Source organism: Pontibacter oryzae, from assembly GCF_003576375.1.
In the GTDB taxonomy this organism is placed as follows: Bacteria; Bacteroidota; Bacteroidia; order Cytophagales; family Hymenobacteraceae; genus Pontibacter; species Pontibacter oryzae.
The window spans coordinates 419,839-443,767 of the sequence record NZ_QWGE01000004.1; the positions used below are offsets into that span (position 1 = coordinate 419,839).

The following is a 23,929-nucleotide window of genomic DNA, read 5'->3' on the forward strand; positions in this document are numbered from 1 at the left end:
CTGAAAGTATGATTTTTCTGATGCCTCATGTTGCGCTGTTCTTTGATGGTCAAACTCTCTTACGCAATTCAGCGGCAAAGCGACAAGTATACTATCTGTAAGGAAAGCGTACAAACAAAACCTGCCCCATAGCATCTTTTTCGTATTTGGCTACAGTATATTGTTGAAATCGTTCTTCAAAATTTAACTTTCCTGGGTATACTTCTGGCGGTAACGGTTTAGTATTCAGGAAGTAATATACTTTGGTGTTGCCATATTTAGTATGCGGCATAAAGTCTCCGTAGGCCTGCATCTGCGCCCAAAGCGTATCCTCTACAGTTACCGCGTAGATGCGGGTAATGGGCCCGGTATTATTTTCGTTTCGGTACATGGCTATCTCTTTAAAGTTGCCTTCCAAATCGTTTACACTTGGCTGAGATAGGGCATCGTACATAAACCATACCACAAGGAGGCAGGCAAGGGCTATGAGTATAGTTTTAAGCTTCATGCGGGCTAAGGTAACTAGTTATGCTGATGCAAAACCAGCGTTAATGTATAAAGTTTGGAAAAAGCAGTGCTCTTTCTCTATATATGGGAATGCTTTGGCGCGGAAGTTACTTCCGCGCCGGCAGAAGAGCTTGGAAGCGTGTAACTTATCTTGCCAAATCTGCGTGCTGCTTGTTATGAGCGAAAAGTACAAGGCAGGGGATACGGAAGGCATATACTTCGTCACGATATCCGTCATCCAATGGGCAGATGTGTTCACCCGCCGCGACTACTGTGAAATTATCTGTAACAGCCTCGCCTACTGCCAAAAAGAGAAAAACCTGACCCTCTACGCCTGGTGCATCATGACCAACCACTTGCACCTTATTTGCTCATCCCCTGTGTTGCCAAACATTATGCGGGACTTTAAAAAGTATACTTCCAAGGAGTTGTACAAAGCCATCAAGCAAAACCCGCAGGAAAGCAGAAAAGGATGGTTGCTATGGTTGATAAACGCAGCAGGGGAGCAAAGCAGCAAGCACGAGGAGTATAAGTTCTGGCAGCCCGGGTATCATCCCATCTTACTGCACGATAACCAGACCATGGAGCAGAAGTTAGCGTATTTGCACCATAACCCCGTGAAGGCCGGTTTTGTGGAGGAACCGGAGCAATGGTACTACAGCAGCGCCAGAGACTATGCCGGGGAGAAGGGCAGGCTAGAGGTTGTATTGTTAGAATAACACCTAGCGCGGAAGTTACTTCCGTGCTTAGCTTATATAGGCGAATCTGAGATTCGCTATTATTGCATGTCACGGAGCTAAGCTCCACGCCGGGACAAGAAAAAGCCGCAGCTGATTTCTCAACTGCGGCTAACTATTAACTTTAAGCCTTTAACTCTTCACTGATGCAATGAGTTTTTCCAGGATGTTCTGCGCGGCCACCGAAATAATGGTGCCCGGGCCGAACACGCCCACGGCACCGGCTTTAAACAGAAAGTCGTAGTCCTGCGCCGGAATAACACCACCCACAATCACCAGAATATCCTCGCGGTCGAGTTTGCGGAGCTCTTCGATGAGTTGCGGCACCAGCGTTTTGTGGCCGGCTGCCAGTGAGGATACACCTACTACGTGCACGTCGTTTTCGGCGGCTTGCATGGCTACCTCGGCTGGGGTCTGGAACAGCGGCCCAATATCCACATCAAAGCCAAGGTCGGCGAAGGAGGTGGCGATTACCTTGGAGCCACGGTCGTGGCCGTCCTGGCCCATCTTGGCGACCATGATTCTTGGCCTGCGGCCTTCCAGTTCTTCAAACTCATCGGCCATGGCTTTGGCCCGTTCGAAGTTTTCGTCGTCGGTTAGTTCTGCGGAATACACGCCTGATATTGCTCTGATTACTGCTTTATGCCTGCCAAAAACTTTTTCCAACGCATCGGAGATCTCACCCAAAGTGGCTCTGCGTCTGGCAGCCTCTACGGCTAAATCCAGCAGGTTGCCCTCTCCGGATTCCGCCGCATCGGTTAAAGCCTGCAGCGCATTTAGCACACTACCTTCATCTCGGCTTTCTTTTATACTTGCCAGCCTGCGCAGCTGCGATTCGCGCACGGCGGTGTTATCAATATCCAGAATATCAATTTCCTGGATTTGGCTTGGTTTATACTTGTTAACGCCAACAATGATGTCTTTGCCGGAGTCGATGCGGGCCTGCTTGCGGGCGGCGGCCTCCTCGATGCGCATTTTCGGCAAACCAGTCTCGATGGCTTTAGCCATACCTCCGAGTTCTTCCACCTCCTGCATCAGCGCCCAGGCTTTATGTGCGATCTCGTGCGTGAGTGCCTCAACGTAGTATGAGCCACCCCAAGGGTCCACTACATTGGTGATGTGCGTTTCCTGCTGCAGGTAAATCTGCGTGTTGCGGGCAATACGTGCCGAGAAATCCGTTGGCAAGGCAATGGCTTCGTCGAGGGCGTTGGTATGCAAACTTTGCGTGCCACCCAGCGCAGCAGCCAAGGCCTCCACGCAGGTGCGGGTAACGTTGTTGAACGGATCCTGCTCGGTTAAGCTCCAGCCAGAAGTCTGGCAGTGTGTGCGCAGCGCCAGTGATTTCGGATTTTTCGGGTTGAACTGTTGGATGAGCTTGGCCCACAGCATACGCGCGGCGCGCATCTTGGCTATCTCCATAAAATGGTTCATGCCGATGGCCCAGAAAAACGACAAGCGCGGCGCAAAATCATCAATGTCCATACCTGCCTTCAGACCGGTGCGCACATACTCCAAGCCGTCGGCTAAAGTATAAGCCAACTCGATATCGGCAGTGGCGCCTGCCTCCTGCATGTGGTAGCCCGAGATAGAAATAGAGTTGAAGCGCGGCATCTTCTTGGAGGTATACTCAAAGATATCCGCAATGATTTTCATACTTGGCTCCGGCGGGTAGATATAGGTATTTCGCACCATAAACTCCTTCAGGATGTCGTTCTGAATCGTTCCTGAAAGCTGCTCCGGCTTTACGCCCTGCTCTTCGGCGGCCACAATGTAGAACGCCATGATCGGCAGTACGGCCCCGTTCATCGTCATGGAAACCGACATCTGGTCCAGCGGAATCTGGTCGAAGAGGATCTTCATGTCTTCTACCGAGTCGATGGCTACACCGGCTTTGCCCACATCGCCCACCACGCGCGGGTGGTCGGAGTCGTAGCCGCGGTGCGTGGCTAGGTCAAACGCTACCGAAAGGCCTTTCTGGCCGCCCGCCAGGTTGCGGCGGTAAAAGGCGTTGCTTTCCTCAGCGGTAGAGAAACCGGCATACTGGCGGATGGTCCAGGGCTTTTGCACATACATGGTGCTGTAAGGGCCGCGCAGGTATGGCGGCAAGCCAGCGGCAAACCCGGTGTGCTCAAAGTGCACGGCATCCTCCGAAGTATAAAAGCTTTTAACGTCTATTTGCTCCGGTGTTTTCCAGGTGCTCGGCTGCAACGGGTCTTTTGGGCCTTGCCCTCCGGCAGCCACCTGGTTAATATCTATCTTAGAAAAGTCAGGCTTCATGTTTTAATTTTGAATGACTGAATAGTTGATTTTTTGAATAATTAATACCTGATTCAGTTATTCGATTATTCTAAATTCAGTTATTGTTTAGCTCGCGTGTTCCGAGGTTACTACCCAGCGGCCGTTTAGCTTTTTCCATACTTGCGAGGACACGCCACCCATCAGTTGCTTGCCATCCAGCGCTATCTTCCAACGGAAAACAAAGTATACCGCCTCGTTAGAGAGTTGCTCGATATGCAGCGGCTCATAGGTATAAACGCCCATCTTGCTGCGGTCCGCGAAGTCCTGTAGGAACATGTCGTATACTTCCTGGTAGCCCTTGTCGGTGCCGTTTTTACTTACCCAAAGCATCTCCGGCGAGTTCCAGTAATAGGTCATGGCGGTTTCCAGGTCACCGCTGTTCCACGCGGAAATCTGGCCCTCAAGGGCTTTTTTTACTTCCTGCACGGCATAGCCGGTGGGCAGGGTAAAGGCAGATGAAAGTATGGTTGTGGCCATAAGCAGCAGGAATAAGTATAACTTATGCATTTCCGTTTTCCTCGTCCTGAGCCAGGCGCTGCTGCACTGCCGCAAGCAAAGATTTCATGTCACAGCCATCAAATATGAAGTCATTATAGCCATTGGCCACCATCTCTTCCTTCATGTGCTGTGGGTCATCGGCAAGTATAATTGTTGGCTTGGCGTGATGGTTGCGCAACCTTGGGCCAAACTCATGGGCAAAGGCTGCTTCCGAGGCAGCCACAATAATTACTTCGGCAGCAGTACTCGTTAACTTATCAGAGGCTTCCTCTACCGTGCTAAAGCGATGCTGCTCCGTTTCGAAACCTGCACAACTAAAGAACTCTTGAGCAAAAGTGGCGTTAATATGGCGCTTCTCAATGTCGCCGATCTGGGCAACAATGGCCTTTGGCTTGCGGCTACGCTTTCGCAGGTGCAGTTCGGTGGCCATGCGCATCACTTCCGTTGGGTAGGCGGCACGAGTCGTGTCAAAGTCAGCGCTTTGGATTAACTCCTCCGGGTCAAAACTGATACCTTCTTTAGGGTTCGGATACTTGTTGGTGCCAACCAAAACGTCGTGGCCGTTAGCTATGTTCTTAAACTTCTGGCGGCTTACTTCGGTAATGGAGCCAAGTATAAATCCGCTATCGTAAGCGTTCTCAAATCCGGCTTTTTCTTCAACCTCCTTAAACAACTCCCAGGCCTTTTGCGCCAGTGCATTCGTGAGCGATTCCAGGTAATAAGAGCCAGCGGCCGGGTCAATGGCCTTATCCAGGTATGCCTCTTCCTTCAGGATGGTGGATACGTTGCGGGCAATGCGCTCCGAGAACTCATCCGAGGCCTTAAACGTGCTATCAAAAGGCGACACAGTCAGCGAATCGCAGCCGGCAATTACAGCAGCCATCGCCTCGGTGGTGGTGCGCAGCATGTTCACGTAGGGGTCCAGGGTGGTTTGGTACCAGCTGGAGGTGGCGCTATGGATGCGCAGTTTGGCAGCCAGCGCCGGCTCGGCCTGATAGGCCTCCACCACGGCAGACCACAACAGGCGCAGCGCACGCAGCTTGGCAATCTCAAAGAAGTAATTGGTGCCCGATGCCACCGTAAACTGCATGTTGCGCAGCACCGACTCCAGCGATTCCCCAGCAGTAGTCAGGCGGTCAGTGTAGGCTAGTGTAGCGCTCAGGGTATAAGCAATCTCTTGCACCACAGATGCCCCGATATTGCTAAAGTTGGAGCCGTTAACGGTAACGCCGTAGAACTCCGGACTATCCTTCGTCAGGTCAAGTATGGAAACGATCTCTTTGCTTTCTTCCTCGGTCAGCTTCCCTTTCCCCGTCATGGGGTCATAGTGCAAGAAGCCTTTCAGGTTGCGGTGCGATACCTGCTGCTGCTCGAGTTGCTGGTAAAGTCGCTTCAAAAATGCTTTCGGCTGAGAGGCTACGGTGTAACTGATGCTATACTTGCCCAAAGCAATATGCTCTGCCAGATAGGCTACATCAAACTGGTCCGGCTGTTTTACCACGAAGTGGATACCATCGGCGCCGCGTTGCAGGGCGTCGGCAGCTTTATCGATGGCAGGCTTGCCATCTGCTTCGGCGTTTATCTGCTGCACGTTCTGCCACAGGTTATTGCCGGTTTTGTTGCCACGCATAAACGGGAAGTCGCCGGGCTTTTGCTGCAGAAAAGGCAGGTTGGCAATATCTTCCTGTGCATAATATGGCTTTATGTCGATGCCTTCGTAGGTATGCCAGGTAAGGTTTTCCAGAGGCGTTTCCCGCAGGTCTTTGCGTGCTTTCTGCTCCCACTCAGTGGCTGTGGCAGGGGTGAACGCTGCAAACAGGCGCTGTTGGTTATGCTGCTCGTCAGTCATCATGCTTTTTGTTCTAATTTCCTGTAAAGATAGACTTTTATACTTTACGACATAACCCCAAGCAGGTGTGATATCGGCTGGTTTTCATACTTTAATCGATGCGCTCCATGTAAGCCTGGTACACCCAGTAGCCAATCAGCAACCATACTATAACCACCACGCCAGCCATTACATAGTTGGGTTTTCGTTCGTGTATCTGTGCCTTGGCCTTGCGGCGATAATACTGCAGCAGTGGCTCCGGCACCAATTTAATGGATAGCCAGATGCCAAGTGGCACCAGTACCATGTCATCCAGGTAACCAATAATAGGTATAAAGTCCGGTATCAGGTCGATAGGACTGAAGGCGTACGCCACTGTTACCAGAATCATTACCTTGGCCGCAAAGGGCATCCGGGGGTCTTTGGAGGCGAGGTATAACGTATAAATATCCTCTTTCAGGCGCTGCACAAATTCTTTCCATTTTCGAAGCATGCTAGGTTGTACGGGATAAAAGCGCTGCAAGTAAACTATGAATGCGCGGGCTGGCAGGTAAATACCCGTAAAAGCTGTATATTCATACTTCACCTTAAAGCGCATGCATCATGAAACCAACCAAATCAATACATAAGAAAACTATACTTGCCATACTTGGGCTGGGCTTGCTGGCCGCGCCGGGCATGGCGCAAAACACAAAACTGCTGGCCAAAGCCGATAACCTGGCCGACAAAGTTGAGCCGCAAGTTGTAGAATGGCGCCGCCATTTCCATGAGCACCCGGAGCTAAGCAACCGCGAGACAGAAACCGCCGCACGCATTGCCGCAGAGCTCAAGAAAATGGGCATAGAGGTAGAAACCGGCGTGGCTAAAACAGGTGTGGTTGGTATTCTGAAAGGCGGCAAGCCCGGCCCGGTGGTGGCCCTGCGCGCCGATATCGATGGCTTGCCTGTAACCGAGCGTGCCGATATTCCCTTCGCCTCCAAAGCCAAAGGCGTTTACAACGGCAACGAGGTAGGCGTAATGCATGCCTGCGGCCACGACACGCATATTGCCATGCTGCTGGGCGCGGCCGAGGTGCTATCAAGTATGAAAAAGGAGTTGCCGGGCACCGTGAAGTTCATTTTCCAGCCTGCCGAAGAAGGCGCCCCAGCCGGTGAGGAAGGCGGCGCTTCGCTGATGGTGAAAGAGGGCGTGCTAACGAAAGGGCCAAAGCCTGAAGTGATTTTCGGGCTGCACATTAACTCACAAACCGAAGTAGGCACGGTAAAGTACAGGCCAAACGGCATCATGGCAGGCTCCGATGTGTTCCGTATCAAGGTGAAGGGCAAGCAGGTGCATGGCGCCAGCCCGTGGGCCGGCGTAGACCCTATTGTGGTGTCTTCGCAGATCATTTATGGTTTGCAAACCATCATAAGTCGGCAAACGGAGCTTACCGAGGATGCCGCTGTGGTAACGGTGGGCATGATTCACGGCGGCGTGCGCAACAACATCATCCCGGAAGAGGTGGAGATGGAAGGCACCATTAGGACGCTGAACACGGAGATGCAGCAGAAGATACACGAGAAGATCAGGCGTACGGCCACCAGCATTGCCGAAAGCGCAGGCGCCACCGCAGAGGTATCCATCCGGCAGAGCGCCCCGGTAACTTTCAACAACCCGGACCTGATGGCGAAAATGCTGCCAACCCTGCAGGCCACAGCAGGCAAGGACAAGGTGGTGCACATGAAAGCCGTAACCGGAGCCGAGGATTTTTCTTACTACCAGAAAGAGATCCCGGGGCTTTACCTGTTTGTGGGTGGTATGGCCAAAGGGCAGGACCCTGCTACAGCACCCGCGCACCACACCCCGGATTTTAAAATAGACGAAAGCGGCATGAAGCTAGGCGTAAGAACGCTTACCAACCTGACGCTGGATTATATGAGCAGTAAGAAGTAAGCATACTTTAAAGGGAATTATAATAAGATACCAATTTTACTAAATCAGTTGGTGAGGAGAAGTCAATTCGGTTAGCTTTTATAAAATCATCTATTATTTTTCCTTTGCTGCTGAAGTGATATAAATTTTTTTTCTTTCGTTTACTTACTTCTAAAAGTTCAGGATGGTCCAATTTCCTTAAATAATAGGTTACCTTTTTAATTATGCGGTCTTGCTTATCACCGGCGTTTAGGGCAACATTATAGCTTGCATGTAATATTTCAGCTTCAGTTTTTCTATAAAGACTCATTGTGTCGTCATTTATTAGCACTTCTAGGAAACCATTAGCGCTTTGCCCATCTATGATAAATCCAGCGTTAGTTGAGTTGATGAAAAACCTATCTGGCTTTTGAGGTGTTTTCAGAGAGAATGCATTTACTGTACTGCTATTGATTACTTTTATATTATCGAGGCTTTCTTCTTGAGAATCACCGGTTTTTATCAAAAACTGGTGATTCTCTAAATCATATTTCAGATAATCTGTCTCAAGCAGCCTGTTTAGGGTAATAAACAGGCTGCCTTTGGCCCATTCCTCATTTAAATAAGTAGACCCTAAAACTTTTGGTTGTTCTATTTCTAAGGCATCTGTGCCCACAGTTCTATACTCTCCATACCCAGTACCTACGTTTGTGGTCAACTCTCCAACATAAGTTGGCATGGAGCTAGCAGTTTTCCCAGAGAGTGTCGATTGAGCAAGTAAATCTACAGAGTTGCAAAGGCAAAAACACAAAAGCATTTGAACGAATAACAATTTTCTCATAATTATGATGAGTTATTTACAAATATAAGGTAATCATTTTTCCGGCTTAAATCAAAGTATCGACTGCAGCTTGGCTTTACCTCACAATCAACCGGCCCGTGCCTACAGGTTTTTGGCGGCTGGAAATAGTGTATAAGTATAAACCGCTGGCCAGTTGGGGCGGCTTTACAAAGTGGTTTCGGCCAGGTTTAAGCGACAGCACCTGAATGGCTTTGCCAGTGGCATCGCGCAACTGCAGGTGCATATCAGGCATGTCGGGAGCCTCTATCATAAACTTATCCGCAGTGGGGTTAGGGTAAAGTATGAAACCAGCCTTGGCTAAGTCGCCCTCGGAGGAGGCGGGCTGTTGCTCCCCAACCAGTACATAGGTAAATGCCCAGTTATCTTCTATTGCATAATTATACTTGTAATCGGAGAGTACATTTGATCTGCCCCTTAGCCCAATAAGGTATGGTTGCGATCTTTTCAGGGCATCGGTGGGGGTGAAGCGCAGCGTGAGCGCGTAGCCATCCACAGTGTCCCGTGCAGTCAGCGAAGTAGGGGAGAGGTTCAAGGTATCTAGCTCGGAAAACTGCCGCGTGCTTAAGGTAAGTGCTGGGTTAATGCCTTTGCGTAAGTAGTACTCCAGTTTTAGTGGCTGGTTTGGCCTGGCAAGCACAGAGCCATCACTGTTTAGGGTTAAGCGGTTTTTATTAAGCCAAACCATCTCCGGCTGTTCTTCCGGGTCCAACACAAACAGGTTAATGTATACAAGCGTGGAGCCCATTACCTGGCCATCGCGCTTTTCGGTAACCTCCAGGGCGATTACGTATTGGCCTTTTGTGCCTGGGTTTTTCCAGCGTAGTTCCCCGAACTGATCGACTGTCAGCCCATCCGGGAATTGGTAGCCAGGCACATATGTGATTGCGCCGTCAGGCCTTCGGTACTTAGGTGGCACCAGGTCATATATCAGTTCATCCCCATCGGCATCGTAAGCAAGCAGGTTGTAAGAAAACGGCACCCCTGGGCGCGGCGATAAAATCGGTACTCCTGCAAGCTGGGCACTGTGCATGTTTTTGTACAGAGGGTCTACTTTTACAATAGTGTACACATTCAGACTTATCTGATTTGATGGAGGGGGGATGTTAAGGATGTTCGCATTCAGGTTTTCGCCTATCCAGTATACCGTATAGTTGCCGGCATTAAGGTAGGTATAGCTCCATTTATATATTTCCTTATCATATGTCCTACTATAGCGGGTCACGCTGTTTCGGACTACATTTACTCTGTTGCCATCGCCCATATACATGTATCCTTCCGGGTCTTCGACAGATGAGTAATGGTTGGTATAGAGGGTAAAAACAAAGTTAAACTTGTTTGGATTTTGCGTATCGCGGGTATAACTGATGTAACCGCTGTGCAAGTGCGTGGCCTGCACCAGAAACGGCAGCAAGAGTACCGCTAAGATGCTGATAGTTAGTTTTGTTTTCATAAGGTATAAGGTAAGCGTGGAGGGATTGAAAATACATATTTAAAACGAAATAAAACTAAGCGGTATTTGAATTTTTTAATAATTTTTTGAGGCTGAGGTGCTATGCCTGCCGCAAGCAGAACCATAGCCGCTTGGTTGGTGTTGGGGAGGCTGGTAACTTTGAGTCCAGATTCTGAAAACCTGATATGCGAGTACAATTCACGAAAGCCATACCAGCTCTGCTGCTGGCGTTAAGCCTTGCCGGTTGCCAGCGCGCATGGCACGCGTCACCCTCCCTAAGCACCACCGATGTGCCCGTGGATACCACCATCACCGCTGACCCTAAACTGGAGGTGCAGATTGCCCCGTACAGGCAGCAGGTTACCGACAGGATGTCTGAAGTGGTGGGCACAGCGCCCGCAGCCCTGAACAAGGGAAATTACGAGTCGGCGCTGGGCAATTTTGTGGTGGACTTGCAGCTTGCTCAAAGCGAGCCGCTGTACGGCCAGCCAATAGACCTTTCGCTGACCACCAACGGGGGCCTGCGCGTGCCGCTACCTCAGGGAGAAATTACTACGGGTAATATATTTGAGCTGATGCCTTTCGAGAATGAGCTGGTCGTGCTTACGCTGAAAGGTGAAACCGTAAAGCAACTCTTTGACTATGCCACAACAAGGAAAGACGCCCCGATCGGGAATGCAACCTATACTGTACAGCAGGGCAAGGCAAGCAACATCCGCATCAAGGGCAAGCCGCTGCAGCTGGATAAAACCTATACCCTGGTTACCTCTAACTACCTTGCCAGCGGCGGCGATGACCTGAAGCTGCTGAAAGACGCGGTAAAGTATGAAAACGTGGGCCTGCTGCTCCGCGATGCCATCCTCAACCAGATCAGGCAACTAACAGCCGCTGGAAAACCCGTAACAGCCAAAACCGGCGACCGCGTAACCATCCTCCCTTAAAGTATACACTAGATGCAACGTAGAGATTTTCTGAAGACCACAGCACTTGGGGCGGCTGGTATAAGCCTGTTGGGCATGCCCTTTTCCGCAGAGGCAGCTCAAAGTATAAACCTCACCATTTTGCACACCAACGATCAGCACTCGCGCATCGACCCGTTCCCGAACGATGGCCGGCGCTACGGCGGCATGGGCGGCATGGCCCGGCGCGCCACGCTTATCGAACAAATCCGGAAAGAGGAGCCAAACGTGCTGCTGCTCGATGCCGGCGATATCTGGCAGGGCACGCCATACTTTAATTTTTTTAAAGGAGAACTGGAGTATAAACTCATGAGCGAGATGAAGTATGATGCCGCTACCCTCGGCAACCACGACTTCGATAACGGCCTGCAAGGTTTGGCACAGCAGTTGCCAAACGCAGGCTTCCCGTTCATTAGTGCAAACTATGATTTCAGTAAAACCATACTCAAAAACAGATTTGAGCCGTACAAGATTTTCGAGAAGCAGGGCGTGCGCATCGGCGTGTTTGGATTGGGTATTGAACTGGCTGGGCTTGTGAGCAAAAATAATTATGGCGAAACCGTATACCTGGACCCGATAGAAACTGCCCGCCAGATGGTGCAGGAGCTGCGCAACAACCAGCAGTGTAACTTAGTGATCTGCCTTTCACACTTGGGTTACAAATATGAGGACGGCAAGGTAGACGACGTAACACTGGCGCAGCAGGTAGATGGCATAGACCTTATTATTGGCGGGCACACGCATACCTTTATGGAGCAGCCGGAGGTTTTCAGGCATCCATCAGGCCACGAAACGCTTGTGAACCAGGTGGGTTGGTCGGGCATTTTCCTGGGCCGCATAGACTATAGCTTCAGTAAAAAGACAAAGAAAAAAACGGATGTGAGAACCGCCCTGCTGCCCGTAAACACACCTGTAACAACTTCGTGAAAAAATAATTTTTTGTTTACAGATTATTAAGCAAATTTGTAACCCCCTGCCGATAAAGGAGCCGTTTGTTACACCAAACAAATCTTATGAGTTTTGGAAAATTGGATGATCAAAGACTGTTCAACCGTATGGAATAACTGTCTCCAGGTGATTAAGGAGAACATTGGCGAGCAAAGCTTTAAAACTTGGTTCGAGCCGATCAAACCTGTATCCCTGCGCGACAGCGTATTGACCATACAAGTGCCTAGCCAGTTTTTTTACGAGTGGCTGGAGGAGCACTATGTGCAGCTTCTGAAAAAGGTCATTTACCAGGAACTCGGAAGCGAGGGCCGTTTGGAGTACTCTATTATTGTAGATAGAGGCAACGAAGTAAACAAACCGCAGACTGTAAACATACCTACCAAGAAGATACCACAAGCTGTGGTAAATTCTTACCGCCCGGAGCAGAATTTCATTAAGAGCCCGTTCGAATCAAAGACGATCGACCGCAACTTCCTGAACTCACAGCTGAACCCGGCCTATACGTTTGAGAACTACATTGAGGGAGATTGCAACCGTTTGGCACGCTCGGCAGGTTATGCCGTGGCCAACAAACCCGGTACAACCTCTTTTAACCCGCTCATGATCTATGGCGGTGTTGGCCTTGGCAAAACACACTTGGTGCAGGCCATTGGCAACAACATTAAAAATAGCAACCCCGAAAAGTTTGTGCTGTACGTTTCCTCCGAGAAATTCGTGAACCAGTTCATCGAGTCCCTCAAGACAAACAACGTGCAGGATTTCGCTAACTTTTATCTGCTGGTTGATATCCTGATTATTGACGACGTGCAGTTTTTGAGCGGTAAGGAGAAAACGCAGGAGATGTTCTTCCATATCTTTAACCACCTGCACCAGTCGGGCAAGCAGATCGTGATGACCTCAGACTGCCCGCCACGCGACCTGAAAGGCTTAGAAGAGCGCTTGCTGTCCCGCTTTAAGTGGGGCCTCACCGCCGACCTGCAAAGCCCGGACTTCGAGACGCGCATGGCCATTATCCATAAAAAGATGCAGAGCGATGGTATTGATATTCCGGATAACGTAGTGGAGTACCTGGCCTACAGCGTAGACACCAACGTGCGTGAGCTGGAAGGCGTGCTGATCTCTCTGATCGCGCAGTCATCGCTGAACCGCAAAGAAATTGACTTGGAGCTTGCTAAGCAGGCCCTGAAGCATATTATTGAGGATGTTGAGACAGAGGTAAACCTCGACTTCATCCAGAAAACTGTAGCCGAGTACTTCCAGGTAAGCCTGGACTCGCTCAAAGCTAAAACCCGTAAGAAGGAGATAGTGACGGCACGCCAGGTGGCCATGTACTTCGCTAAGGAGTTTACCAGCCACTCGCTTAAGTCTATCGGCTACCACTTCGGCGGCCGCGACCACAGCACTGTGATCCACTCGGTACAAACCGTATCCGACCTGATCGACACAGACAAGAAATTCAAGGCCAGCATTCAGGAGCTTCAGAAGAAATTCAAATCCAAAGCAGGTTAAAAAGTATAAACAAGTATAAAAACAGCGGCGGCCATACTTTGCAAAGTATGGCCGCCGCTGTTTTTATGGTTAAGAAAGAAGTTAAATCCTGTTGCTTAGCGTGTCGGTCAGTTCGTAGTTATGAAGCTCGGCCATGTCGCGGATCTTGTTTTTGATCTTCTTGAGGTCGCGCTTTTTACGTACCTGCTTCAGGTCGAGGTATACTTGCGAGCCGTCGCGCAGGGTTAGGCGCAAGGCCAGCGGCGTAATGTGCACGGCGGCAACGTCTGGTATCTGGATCAGATGCTTGGTGCGGAACACGCCGAACTTCTGCACAATGTACTGCGGCGTAACCTCAATGTAGGACTGCACCCCGAAAACTGAGGTATTTTGCAGCATCACGTAAAAGAAGAAAACAATGGCTAGCCCAAAGAAAGCGTAGTACAGGTAATTCTGATCATAGCTGCGATCAGCTGAGAAAAGAAGCATAGAAGCCCATGCCAGCCAGAACAGCGTAAGTATAAGCTGTACGGTAAAAGAGAGTTTCGCACTGCGGGTTGGGCTTAGTTGCACAATTAACGTCGATCGCGCACTACTACCAGATGCTGTCATTTATGATTTGATTTGGTGAAACAATAGAGGGCGCCAGCATACTGGGCCTCCTGCAATATACTGAATTATTCGACAAGTGTGGCCTCCAAACCTATGACCGGTACACCGGACAGGGCCACAGAGATAGGGCAGTTTTTTTTAGCCTTTTCAGCCAGTTCCAGGAACTGCTGTTCTGTTATGCCAGGCACGCACGCATCAATCTTCATCTCTATCTTTTCAACAAAGGGGTTGCCATCTTTTTGGCCTAAGTATACTTTAGAGCCCGCATCAATATAATCAGGCACAAAGTTGTGCTGGCCCAAAAGCATGCTCAGAAACATGGAATAGCAGCCTACGAGTGCAGCGGCCATCAGTTCTTCGGGCGAGGTGCCATTTTTCCGGCCTTCAAAACGTGTGCTATAGCTGTATCCCGAATCCACAGTGCCGTTACCGGTTTTTACATTTCCTTGTCCGGTCGTCAGCCCCTTTTCCCAATGGGCTTGTGCGGTATGCTGCATTTTGTTGTTTGGTTTTGTTTTCAACGTGTAAACTATGGTTTTAGCAAGATAGTTTAAAGCCTCATCAATTTTATGCACCAAAGATACAGGATTTAGTTAAGTTATGGCATTGCCGTATTATCTGGTTATCTTTACCTGCCACTAAAATTAACTGTATGGGTGTAAAAGCGTTGTTGAGCAAGCTGCTAGCTGCCTATGTGCACAAGAAGCACCAAAGCTGGATTGAGCATCCGGTGGAGGCGCAGGAGGCTGTTTTCCAGAACATCGTAAAGCAAGCGCAGCACACTAAATTTGGCCGCGACCACGGCTTTGCAAGTATAAAAACGCATGCTGATTTTGTGAAGGCAGTGCCTGTGCGCGACTATGAGGGCCTTGCCTCATACTTCAACCTGGTTAAGCAAGGCCAGAAAGATGTAGTTTGGCCCGGCAAACCTTTGTACTTGGCAAAAACGTCTGGCACTACTTCCGGCACTAAGTATATCCCCATCACCAAAGACTCTATCCCCAACCACATCAACGGTGCCCGCGATGCTCTGTTGGCTTATGTACATGAAACAGGAAAATCCGCTTTTCTGGATGGGAAACTGATATTTTTATCAGGCAGCCCGGAACTGGAGGAGGTTGGTGGTACTAAAACCGGACGCCTATCGGGGATTGCAAACCACCACGTGCCCGGCTACCTGCGCACCAACCAGTTGCCTAGCTACCAGACAAACTGCATCGAGGATTGGGAAACCAAGCTGGACCAAATTATAGAGGAGACCCTGGACGAGGACATGACCCTGATCTCAGGCATTCCGCCCTGGGTGCAGATGTATTTCGATAAGCTGATACGGCAAACCGGAAAGCCCATAAAAGACATCTTCCCGAACTTCGGGTTGTTCGTGTATGGGGGCGTTAACTTTGAGCCTTACCGCAAAAAGCTGTTCGAGTCTATTGGCAGGCAGGTTGATTCTATCGAGCTGTTCCCGGCCTCGGAGGGCTTTTTCGCTTTCCAAGACAAGCAAAACGACCCCGGCTTACTACTGCTGCTAAACTCCGGAATCTTCTACGAATTTATACCTACCGATGAGTTCTTCAGCGAGAACCCCACGCGCCTGACCATTGGCCAGGTGGAGCCGGGTGTAAATTATGCGCTGGTGGTTAGCAGCAATGCCGGCCTCTGGAGCTACTCCATCGGGGATACCGTAAAGTTTACCTCCGTTAAGCCTTACAAGCTTATCGTGAGCGGGCGCATAAAACACTATATTTCTGCCTTTGGTGAGCACGTGATTGGTGAGGAAGTGGAAAAGGCCATGAAGCATGCCATGCAGCAGTTCCCGGAAGTAGAGCTGACGGAATTTACCGTGGCACCGTTTGTGAGCCAGAACGAGGGGGCCTCTTACCATGAATGGCTGGTAGAGTTTGCACATCCTCCGATAAACACCGATGCCTTTGCTGCCGAGCTGGATAAGCAACTGCGCAAGTATAACTCATACTACGACGACCTGATTTCTGGCAATATCCTGCAGAAACTAAAGCTAAGCGCACTGCCGAAAGGAGCTTTCCAGGAATACATGAAATCGCAGGGCAAGCTAGGCGGCCAAAACAAAGTGCCAAGGCTTAGTAACGACAGAAAATTGGCGGAAGGGCTTTTAGGAATTACGAATTAAGGGATTTTCGATTATTGACTTATAACGTATTTAGCAAGCTTTTCGCCTTGCCGGTGGGGTCTTATTTTCTCCTTGATGAGATGAACCACCCCGCCTTCGGCACCCCTCCTTGAAAAAAGGAGGGGAATGCAAAAGAATCAAGACGATTTTAAACTCGCTGAACGCTCAAACAATAAATCGTCTTACGTGCGCTTGGCAGAAGTGCTCGCAATTTCGCTAAGATCACAAAGGGTAAGTATGAACTCAAAAGGTCAGCTTGCCAATTGCTGAAAATACTTTTCCAGTTTTTCTGTGAGGCGCCTATGCGAGTTTTTCGGTCCCGCGTGAGCGGGATTGCGCAGCGGTAGCGAGCAAAGAAAAGCTCCCAGCGCCGAACAGGAAAACGAGTCCCCGCGGACTCGGAGCGCACATACAGTTGCGATGCAAAGGGTTTGTAGTAAAGCTAAGGATGAACAGCAACCACGCTAGCGTAGAAGGCTAAAATTAGAAACATTTATGTACAGGCACTTGTGCTTTTGTCATCAAATAACAAAATGAAAAGAATCGCCATACTTGGCTCTACCGGCTCCATCGGCACACAGGCCCTGGAGGTAATAAAAGCGAATCCCGAGGCCTTTGAGCTGGAGGTGATCACGGCGCACAGCAATGCTGACTTGCTGATACAACAGGCACTGGAGTTTAAGCCCAATGCCGTGGTTATTACCCGCGAGGACCTGTACGAGCAGGTGCAGGCGGCATTGCAGCAGCAGGACATTAAAGTATACGCCGGCCAAAAAGCTCTGTGCTCAGTAGTAGAAATGGGCACCATAGATATGGTGCTGACTGCCATGGTGGGCTATGCTGGCTTGTTGCCAACCATACATGCTATTAAAGCAGGCAAACAAATTGCGCTGGCCAACAAAGAAACACTGGTTGTGGCCGGGCAGCTTATCACCGATTTGGCCAAGGAATATGGCGTAAACATTTACCCCGTGGATTCGGAACATAGCGCTATTTTTCAGTGCCTGGCAGGCGAGTTTCATAACCCGATCGAGAAAATCATACTTACAGCCTCAGGCGGACCGTTTAGAGGGCGAAGTATGGCCGAGCTGGCGGAGGTTACCAAGGCGCAGGCCCTCAAACACCCCAACTGGGACATGGGCGCCAAGATCACCATCGACTCGGCCTCTCTGATGAACAAAGGCCTGGAAGTGATTGAGGCCAAGTGGCTGTTCGGCCTCCGCAACGAGCAGATCGAAGTGGTGGTTCATCCGCAGTCCATCATTCACTCGCTGGTGCAGTTTGAGGATGGCTCCATTAAAGCGCAGCTTGGCCTGCCCGACATGAAGCTGCCGATACAGTACGCGCTGGGCTACCCGGAGCGCCTGAAGTCTGATTTTCCGCGTTTCAGCTTCCTGGATTACCCGCAGCTTACCTTTGAGCAGCCCGACCTGAAAACCTTCCGTAACCTGCAGCTGGCCTTCGATGCCATGGAGCGCGGCGGCAACATGCCCTGCATCCTGAACGCTGCCAACGAGGTGGCTGTCAGTGCGTTTCTGCGCGATGAGGTTGGCTTCTTGCAGATGTCTGATATCATCGAAAGCTGTCTGGCAAAAGTTACGTATATTGCGAATCCTTCTTACGAGGACTATGTTAGTACAGACGGGGAGGCGCGCGCACGTGCTGCCGAACTGCTAAACAAATAAAACCAAAGCCGGTTGCATAAAGCGGCGGCAACCTTTACACCGAAATTTTTTCTTTTTTAGATGGATATATTGATCATGGTAGGCCAGCTCATCCTGGGCCTTACAATCTTGGTAGGATTACACGAACTGGGCCACATGCTGGCAGCCAAGTGGTTTGGGATGAGGGTAGAGAAATATGCTATTGGCTTCCCGCCAAAGGTTTTTGGTAAGAAAATCGGCGAAACAGAATACATGCTGGGGCTAATTCCGCTAGGTGGTTTTGTGAAGATCTCTGGCATGGTGGATGAGTCGATGGACACAGAGGCGCTGAAAGAGGAGCCAAAGCCATGGGAGTTCCGCGCCAAGCCAGCCTGGCAGCGCCTGATCGTGATGATGGGCGGTATTATCGTGAACGTGATCACGGGTATTGTAATCTTCATTGCGCTAACCTACAACTATGGCGAAAGCTACCTGCCAGCCTCTGAGGCAAAGTATGGTATCATTGCTAATGAGATCGGGCAGGACATCGGTTTCCAGACCGGTGATAAGATTGTGGCTGTAAACGGCCAGAAGCTGGAGAAGTTTGATGAGGTTTACTCGATGGATGCCTTGCTGGGCCGCGACTCATACTATACTGTGGAGCGCAACGGCCAGCTGATTGACCTACAAGTGCCCGTGGACCTGATGGACCGCCTGGCAGACCGCGAAGACCGCATGTTTTTTGTGCAGCCGCGCCAGCCGTTTAAAGTAGGCCAGGTTGCCAAAGGCACCGGTGCCGACAAGGCCGGCTTGCAGGAAGGCGACTTTATAACAATGATCAATGGCAAGAGCGTAAAGTTCTTCCATGAGCTGCAGGAGGCGCTGCAGGCAAACAAGGCCAAGAAAGTAAGTATGACCATTGAGCGTGCCGGCAAGCCAATAAAGCTACAGGCGCAGGTAAGCGAAGAAGGCACTCTTGGGTTTATGCCAGTTGTATTGCTTGAGTCGGCTACCCGTGAGTTTAGTCTGGGCGAATCTATTCCGATGGGCACAGAGCAGGCCTTCGGCGTGATAACGGCCAATGTGAAAGGCTTCGGCAAGATCTTCCGTGGCGAGGTTTCAGCTTCAAAATCGTTGAGCGGCCCGATCGGCATTGCCCAGATCTTTGGCGATACGTTTAACTGGTACAAATTCTGGAACATCACCGCCATGCTTTCCATGGTGCTGGCCTTTATGAACTTCCTGCCGATTCCGGCCCTGGATGGTGGCCACGTGGTTTTCCTGACGTATGAGATGATCAGCGGGCGCAAGCCGTCTGATAACTTTTTGGAGAATGCCCAGAAAGTGGGTATGGTTTTATTGTTAGGCTTGATGGCTTTCGCTATCTTTAACGATGTGTTCAAGATCTTCTTCTAACCAAAGATTTCTAAATGAAACCCATCTTACGCTTAGCTTATCCTTTTTTAACCCTAGTTCTATTTTTTGCACTAAACCAGGTAAAAGCAGCTCCGGCTACCGCGCCTGTAAGTATAAACCTGTACGCTATTGCCGCTCCTGGCGATAGCGTATACGTGGTGCAGCAAGGCGATACCTTTTACAGCCTTGCCCGCCGCTTCAACATCCCCCTGGATTCGCTGCAACACTGGAACGGCGACCAATTGCAGGCTGGCCAAGCCCTAAACCTTAGCAACCCGAGCCTAAGCACTAAAAGTATACAGGCCGCCGCCACGGCTCCTGCCACGTATGGCAATACCGCTCCGGCAACCCGCGAAAGCTCTTCTGCGGCTCCGGCCCCGGCGCCAAATTCAGCAGCTTACAAAACCAAAAGCCGTGTGCTGGTCATCCCCTTCGATCCGCATTTATACTTCTCCGATTCCGATTACGAAATTGCCCGTCAGTCTAAAATTCCGCGCCAAAACGTGCGCCATGTATTTAGAGGCAGACTAAACGCCATGCTGGCACCCCAGGGCTACGAAACCATACATTTGCTAGGCGGCGTGTACCGCGACAGCGTAAGTGAACTAAGCCGCATTTATGGCTCTCTGAACTATAACTACCAGGATAACAAGCAATCCAAGTATAACCATCAGCCTGCGGTGCGAGAGGATCAGTCTGGCGTACTCAACTGGGTGAAAAACCAAAAAACAAAACTGAGTCGCATCGGTGAGCCGGACTCGCTGCCTGTGGCCAAAGACCCGAGCAAGCATTTTGGCGTTACCGTTACCGATCCAGAGTTTTTCAGCTACTTCAACAACCAGTACGGCATCGATTACTATGTTTTCATCAACCAGTTTGAGGTGAAAACGAACTACGAGAACTGCCTGGACCGTGCCGCCATGAACTACGAGCGCGACTTTACCGTGCATTACAGCATTTATAGCAGCAACGGGGAACTGGTGTCGGGTAATAAAGTGCTGGTGCCTTTTCACTCCAACGTTAACGATGTACAGCGCATCGTAAGCGAGAGCATGCCCAATATGGCGCAGCGCGTGCTGGCCGACCTGCCCAAAGAAAGGTAAGTATACTTCCAGAACTGGTATTAACTTTGCAGACCTTAAGCAGTTTGTAACCTTGCATTATCCTGCACCATGAAGTATAAATTCCTGACTATCCTGTTTGCGCTGAGCCTAATCATAGTTGTTCGGCCTGTATTTGCCCACGAGTACCACGCGAGCATTGCCGATGTGCGCTTTAACCCGCGCACGCAGAGCCTGGAGGTTGCCATTAAGGTGTTTATGGATGACCTGGAGGATGCCTTGACTAAACGCAACAAATCAAAAGTAACGTATAGCAACAACTCAGAGCAGGTAAAGAAATATCTTGCCGAGTATCTGCAAGCCAACCTTAGCTTTGAGGTAGAGAAAGGAAAGCTTCTGGCGCAGCATTTTGTAGGCTCCGAAGAGGACGCCGATGTGGTTTGGATGTATGTGGAGGTACCGGTAAAGCAGGCTACCTTGCCGCAACTTTATGTAAAGAACGCAATAATAACTGAGCTGTATGCAGACCAGATGAACATTGTGAACATCAACTATAAAGGCAAAACGGAAAGTGTGCTGCTGCAACGCGGCGAAACAACCAAAAAGGTTGACCTATAAGAGTTGTTTAAAAGTATAAGGAAAGGCTGAGCTGCTACATGTGGTTCGGCCTTTTCTTTATTAGAGCTTGTTATAAACGAGGTGGCGCATTTTGTCAGCGGCGATGGTAAGCAGGAGCGCGAGCATCCAGCCACTGATAAGCGTTACGCCAATACTTGAGCCCATTTGGCTGAGGTGTTGCCTGAGCAGAAGATTTAGCATCAGGAAAAAGCAGCCACCGACAAATATCCAAAGCCAGAACCCAATCCAATGGCTTCGTTTCACGGCTAGTTGCGAGACTGCAGGCAGATAGTGCACGTGCCAAAGTATAAGCGCAAAACCAACCAGCGTGCTCAGGTGCTGCACCATGCGGCAAACCTCCATGTAGAAATTAACCACTGGTATGCGAACGTATGTGGCAAGTATAGGCAGGCTTTTTACAAAGTATCCAGAGTCGTGGGTAAAGCTATCCCAGAAAATATGGGAAGCCGCCCCGATAAGCGCGGATATGGAAACCGCCAGCCAGTTTTGCCTCAGGTAAGCCCTCCAGTTCGGAATTACAGGCACAGCCAGGGCGCGCCGCTTAAAATACCATGGCAGGTTCCTAACAACTTGCTCGCGCACCACACCATGGAAAAGTATACTTAGCAGTAGCACCAGAGGCAGGTCAAAAACGAACAGGCCAGGTAATGAATGGCTTAACAGGCTTTTAGTCCGAAGCCGGAAAAAATACTCAAAATCCGGGGCCATGCTGCCAAGCACCAAACCGGTTACAGATAACCAGCGGCCATGGCGGCGCAGCAAAGGAAGTATAATGGCTGGATGTGCAGCAGTAAAAGGCATAGTATGTTCAGATTCCAGAGAGTATAACGGAAACAGCGGGGCGCAGGTATAGACTTTGACCGAAGGGAAAGTTTATTTTTTTGGCTTGATGATGATAAATTCTACCCGGCGGTTAATACGCCTGTCTTCCTGGGTAAGCTCCTCGCGGATGGGCTTGCGGCTACCGTAACCGATGGCATCGATACGACCATCTTCTATTTTCACGAGCCGCTCAATATATCGCTTAATCGCATCGGCGCGGTCCTGAGACAGCGAGAGGTTAAAGTCGGGGTCGCCAGCGCTGTCGGTATGGCCTGCAATCTCCAGGCGGTAAGTTGGGTGGTCCACCAGGAAGTAGGCTACCTCGTTCAGGACCGGCTCCATCTCGGGCTTTATAGCTGATTGGTTTTGGTCAAACTCAATGTTCTGAAACACCAACGGGATGCTGTAGTCAATCACCGTCGTCATTACATTGATAGAGGTATCGCCCCGAAGATCCAATTCGCGCTCAATGGTAAAAAAGTCCGGGCTCTGGATCAGGATTATGTAGCGGGTGCTATCGATCAGGTCAAACTCAAAGGAGCCGTCGGGCCGCACGTACTTGCTTGATATTTCGATGCCAGTATCCATATCAATGATAGAGATAACCCCGGAAAGCGGCTTGTTTGTGATCGAATCGGTCAGGGTGCCTTCTACTTTGGTAACGGCCAGCGGGTGCGCTTCCATGGGTAGCGGGAAGGAGTATAGGTCCAGGTTCTGGATGTCATCTGGCTCGGAGCGCGCATAGTATAAATTCCTGGAGGCGGCATCGATGGTGAAATAGTACTCGCTGCCACGGCCGTTTACTAGCGGGCCTATATTGCGCGGCTCCTGCCAGTGCCCCTGTGCCCTGTAGGTTTTATAAATGTCAAAATCTCCAAAATTGTTTAGTTGGCCGCGCGAGCTAAAGTATAAAACCTGAAACTTAGGATGCAGAAATGGGCTTACCTCGCTCTCGCGGGTGTTTACCACAGGGCCGAGGTTTTCAGCGGGTGCCCAGGTGCCCGCTTTTGTTTTGTGGGTGAAGTATATGTCGGAAAGGCCAAAGCCGCCCAGGCGGTCAGAGGCAAAGTATAACGTGTCTTCCTGCATAGAGAGCGTTGGCTGCGAGTCCCAGGCTTTGCTGTTTACCTGCTGGCCCAGGTTCCTGATCTGCCCCCACGCGCCATCAGGCTGCCGTGTGGCCTCATAAATATCGCAGTTTCCGTAGCTATCGGGTGCTTCGCAGCGTGTGAAGTATAAGGTTTTGCCATCACGGCTCAGGCAGGCGGAGCCCTCGTTATAAATGCTGTTAATGGGCTTGCCAAAGGATTTGGCCTCTTCCCAGAATCCATTGTTCTGCTTGCTGTAAAACAGATCCTCATTAGAGCGTCCTTTCAAGTCGTCTATGTTTCTCTTCGAGGTGAAAATAAACAGCTCATTTTCATCGCTCAACGTAGGGCCGTAATCCGCATAAGGGGAGTTAATAGCGTTGCCCATATTTAGGTATACGCCCTTAGGCGGCTTAAACGTGGCAATGGATTTCCGGTACTCTACCAACTCATAGTAATGGGTAAGCGGGACGTAATAATCTTTGGTGTTTTGGTCTAGTGAGTCGTAATAAGACTTTACACGGCGTACGTCGGTACGGTGGTGTTTCAGAACCAGGCGGTAAAACGCTTTTGCCATGGCTGGGTTGCCTTGCCGTTCGTGCAACTGGCCCAGGCGCCAGAGTAAATGCGTATCCTTGTAAAAATTCTGAATGCCAAACTTGCGTACATAGGCATCCAGCAGAGGCAGGACTTTGTCATACTGCTTGCGCCGCTCAAGTTTTTGTATCGTAGAGAGCTGCTTGCGGTCGTGATAATAAGGGATTTTGTTTAAATTGGGGAAATCAAGTTGAGGCTCGGGGGAAGCCTGCTTTGTTTGGACCTTAATGCCGGCATCCGGCTCGTTGAGCGGGATGTGCTTATACTGCTGCGCCTGCACCCGGAAAGCAGCCAGGTGCAGCATCAGTAAAAGGACCAACAGAAGCAAACGTTTCATCGGCTGTGCAATTTTGTCCAAAGGCCAAAGATATTACATTTGTGCTATATAATTGTAAACGTGCCGATTCTAGGGGGTACTTTTTTAGGGAACTGCACCTGAACGCGCCTGAAGCCGGACA

The 23,929-nt window shown here is 50.1% G+C and carries 21 protein-coding genes; 10 read left to right on the plus strand and 11 right to left on the minus strand.

The features are described from left to right. Positions 1-91: 91 nt before the first annotated feature. Positions 92-487: a hypothetical protein gene (locus D1627_RS14215; RefSeq protein ID WP_119432908.1), complete on the minus strand. Its 396-nt coding sequence runs from the start codon at positions 485-487 to the stop codon at positions 92-94. Between the two features lie 175 nt (positions 488-662). Between D1627_RS14215 and D1627_RS14220 the strand changes: the two genes are divergently transcribed. After that, complete coding sequence (locus D1627_RS14220; protein ID WP_119433043.1) at positions 663-1,205, plus strand: REP-associated tyrosine transposase; 543 nt, start codon at positions 663-665, stop codon at positions 1,203-1,205. A 150-nt stretch (positions 1,206-1,355) separates the two neighbouring features. Here the strand turns inward: D1627_RS14220 and scpA are convergent, their stop codons facing one another. The 4 genes from scpA to D1627_RS14240 all read right to left on the minus strand — a co-directional run bounded on the left by scpA (position 1,356) and on the right by D1627_RS14240 (position 6,340). Next, a complete protein-coding gene (gene scpA / locus D1627_RS14225) occupies positions 1,356-3,500 on the minus strand; it encodes a methylmalonyl-CoA mutase (protein ID WP_119432909.1) in 2,145 nt (714 codons plus the stop codon). A gap of 87 nt (positions 3,501-3,587) precedes the next feature. Next, complete coding sequence (locus D1627_RS14230; protein WP_119432910.1) at positions 3,588-4,028, minus strand: YybH family protein; 441 nt, start codon at positions 4,026-4,028, stop codon at positions 3,588-3,590. Further along, positions 4,021-5,871 carry a methylmalonyl-CoA mutase family protein gene (locus D1627_RS14235; RefSeq protein WP_233555639.1) on the minus strand — a complete coding sequence of 617 codons (1,851 nt, stop codon included), beginning with the start codon at positions 5,869-5,871 and terminating at the stop codon, positions 4,021-4,023. The genes D1627_RS14230 and D1627_RS14235 overlap by 8 nt, the downstream gene beginning before the upstream one ends. An 88-nt stretch (positions 5,872-5,959) precedes the next feature. Beyond that, positions 5,960-6,340 carry a YkvA family protein gene (locus tag D1627_RS14240; protein ID WP_119433044.1) on the minus strand — a complete coding sequence of 127 codons (381 nt, stop codon included), beginning with the start codon at positions 6,338-6,340 and terminating at the stop codon, positions 5,960-5,962. Positions 6,341-6,450: 110 nt separating this feature from the next. Here D1627_RS14240 and D1627_RS14245 point away from each other — a divergent pair, with 110 nt between their 5' ends. Next, entirely contained in the window at positions 6,451-7,779 is a 1,329-nt protein-coding gene (locus D1627_RS14245) for an amidohydrolase (RefSeq protein WP_119432912.1), read from the plus strand. Positions 7,780-7,786: 7 nt separating this feature from the next. Here D1627_RS14245 and D1627_RS14250 read toward each other — a convergent pair whose 3' ends face one another. Together D1627_RS14250 and D1627_RS14255 are read right to left on the minus strand one after the other, a co-directional pair. Next, complete coding sequence (locus tag D1627_RS14250) at positions 7,787-8,578, minus strand: hypothetical protein (protein WP_147383315.1); 792 nt, start codon at positions 8,576-8,578, stop codon at positions 7,787-7,789. Positions 8,579-8,654: 76 nt separating this feature from the next. Continuing rightward, positions 8,655-10,049 (minus strand): T9SS type A sorting domain-containing protein, encoded by a 1,395-nt coding sequence (locus D1627_RS14255; protein ID WP_119432914.1) that lies wholly within the window; start codon positions 10,047-10,049, stop codon positions 8,655-8,657. Positions 10,050-10,234: 185 nt separating this feature from the next. On the opposite strand from D1627_RS14255, the gene D1627_RS14260 reads away from it, so the two are divergent. The 3 genes from D1627_RS14260 to dnaA all read left to right on the plus strand — a co-directional run bounded on the left by D1627_RS14260 (position 10,235) and on the right by dnaA (position 13,465). Next, on the plus strand, positions 10,235-10,990 hold the full coding sequence (locus tag D1627_RS14260; RefSeq protein ID WP_119432915.1) for a 5'-nucleotidase C-terminal domain-containing protein: 756 nt from the start codon (positions 10,235-10,237) through the stop codon (positions 10,988-10,990). Between the two features lie 12 nt (positions 10,991-11,002). Beyond that, positions 11,003-11,935, plus strand: a complete 933-nt coding sequence (locus D1627_RS14265) for a bifunctional metallophosphatase/5'-nucleotidase (RefSeq protein ID WP_119432916.1) — start codon at positions 11,003-11,005, stop codon at positions 11,933-11,935. Between the two features lie 105 nt (positions 11,936-12,040). Further along, complete coding sequence (dnaA, locus tag D1627_RS14270) at positions 12,041-13,465, plus strand: chromosomal replication initiator protein DnaA (RefSeq protein ID WP_119432917.1); 1,425 nt, start codon at positions 12,041-12,043, stop codon at positions 13,463-13,465. 81 nt (positions 13,466-13,546) lie between these two features. Here the strand turns inward: dnaA and D1627_RS14275 are convergent, their stop codons facing one another. Then, on the minus strand, positions 13,547-14,017 hold the full coding sequence (locus D1627_RS14275) for a hypothetical protein (protein WP_233555640.1): 471 nt from the start codon (positions 14,015-14,017) through the stop codon (positions 13,547-13,549). 104 nt (positions 14,018-14,121) lie between these two features. Further along, complete coding sequence (locus D1627_RS14280) at positions 14,122-14,577, minus strand: OsmC family peroxiredoxin (protein WP_147383317.1); 456 nt, start codon at positions 14,575-14,577, stop codon at positions 14,122-14,124. A 131-nt stretch (positions 14,578-14,708) separates the two neighbouring features. On the opposite strand from D1627_RS14280, the gene D1627_RS14285 reads away from it, so the two are divergent. From D1627_RS14285 to D1627_RS14305, 5 genes are all read left to right on the plus strand, one after another. Next, complete coding sequence (locus tag D1627_RS14285; protein WP_119432920.1) at positions 14,709-16,205, plus strand: GH3 auxin-responsive promoter family protein; 1,497 nt, start codon at positions 14,709-14,711, stop codon at positions 16,203-16,205. A gap of 533 nt (positions 16,206-16,738) precedes the next feature. Next, positions 16,739-17,890 carry a 1-deoxy-D-xylulose-5-phosphate reductoisomerase gene (locus D1627_RS14290; protein WP_119432921.1) on the plus strand — a complete coding sequence of 384 codons (1,152 nt, stop codon included), beginning with the start codon at positions 16,739-16,741 and terminating at the stop codon, positions 17,888-17,890. 60 nt (positions 17,891-17,950) lie between these two features. Then, positions 17,951-19,264: an RIP metalloprotease RseP gene (gene rseP / locus D1627_RS14295; protein ID WP_119432922.1), complete on the plus strand. Its 1,314-nt coding sequence runs from the start codon at positions 17,951-17,953 to the stop codon at positions 19,262-19,264. Between the two features lie 14 nt (positions 19,265-19,278). Beyond that, a complete protein-coding gene (locus tag D1627_RS14300; protein WP_119432923.1) occupies positions 19,279-20,367 on the plus strand; it encodes a LysM peptidoglycan-binding domain-containing protein in 1,089 nt (362 codons plus the stop codon). A gap of 69 nt (positions 20,368-20,436) precedes the next feature. Beyond that, positions 20,437-20,943, plus strand: coding sequence for a DUF6702 family protein (locus D1627_RS14305; RefSeq protein WP_233555641.1), 507 nt, complete (start codon positions 20,437-20,439; stop codon positions 20,941-20,943). A 60-nt stretch (positions 20,944-21,003) separates the two neighbouring features. Here the strand turns inward: D1627_RS14305 and D1627_RS14310 are convergent, their stop codons facing one another. Both D1627_RS14310 and D1627_RS14315 read right to left on the minus strand, forming a co-directional pair. Next, positions 21,004-21,765, minus strand: coding sequence for a DUF4184 family protein (locus D1627_RS14310; protein WP_119432924.1), 762 nt, complete (start codon positions 21,763-21,765; stop codon positions 21,004-21,006). Positions 21,766-21,837: 72 nt separating this feature from the next. Next, the gene (locus D1627_RS14315; protein WP_119433046.1) at positions 21,838-23,808 is read right to left on the minus strand and encodes an OmpA family protein; all 1,971 of its coding nucleotides are present in this window, start codon (positions 23,806-23,808) and stop codon (positions 21,838-21,840) included. Positions 23,809-23,929 lie beyond the last annotated feature (121 nt).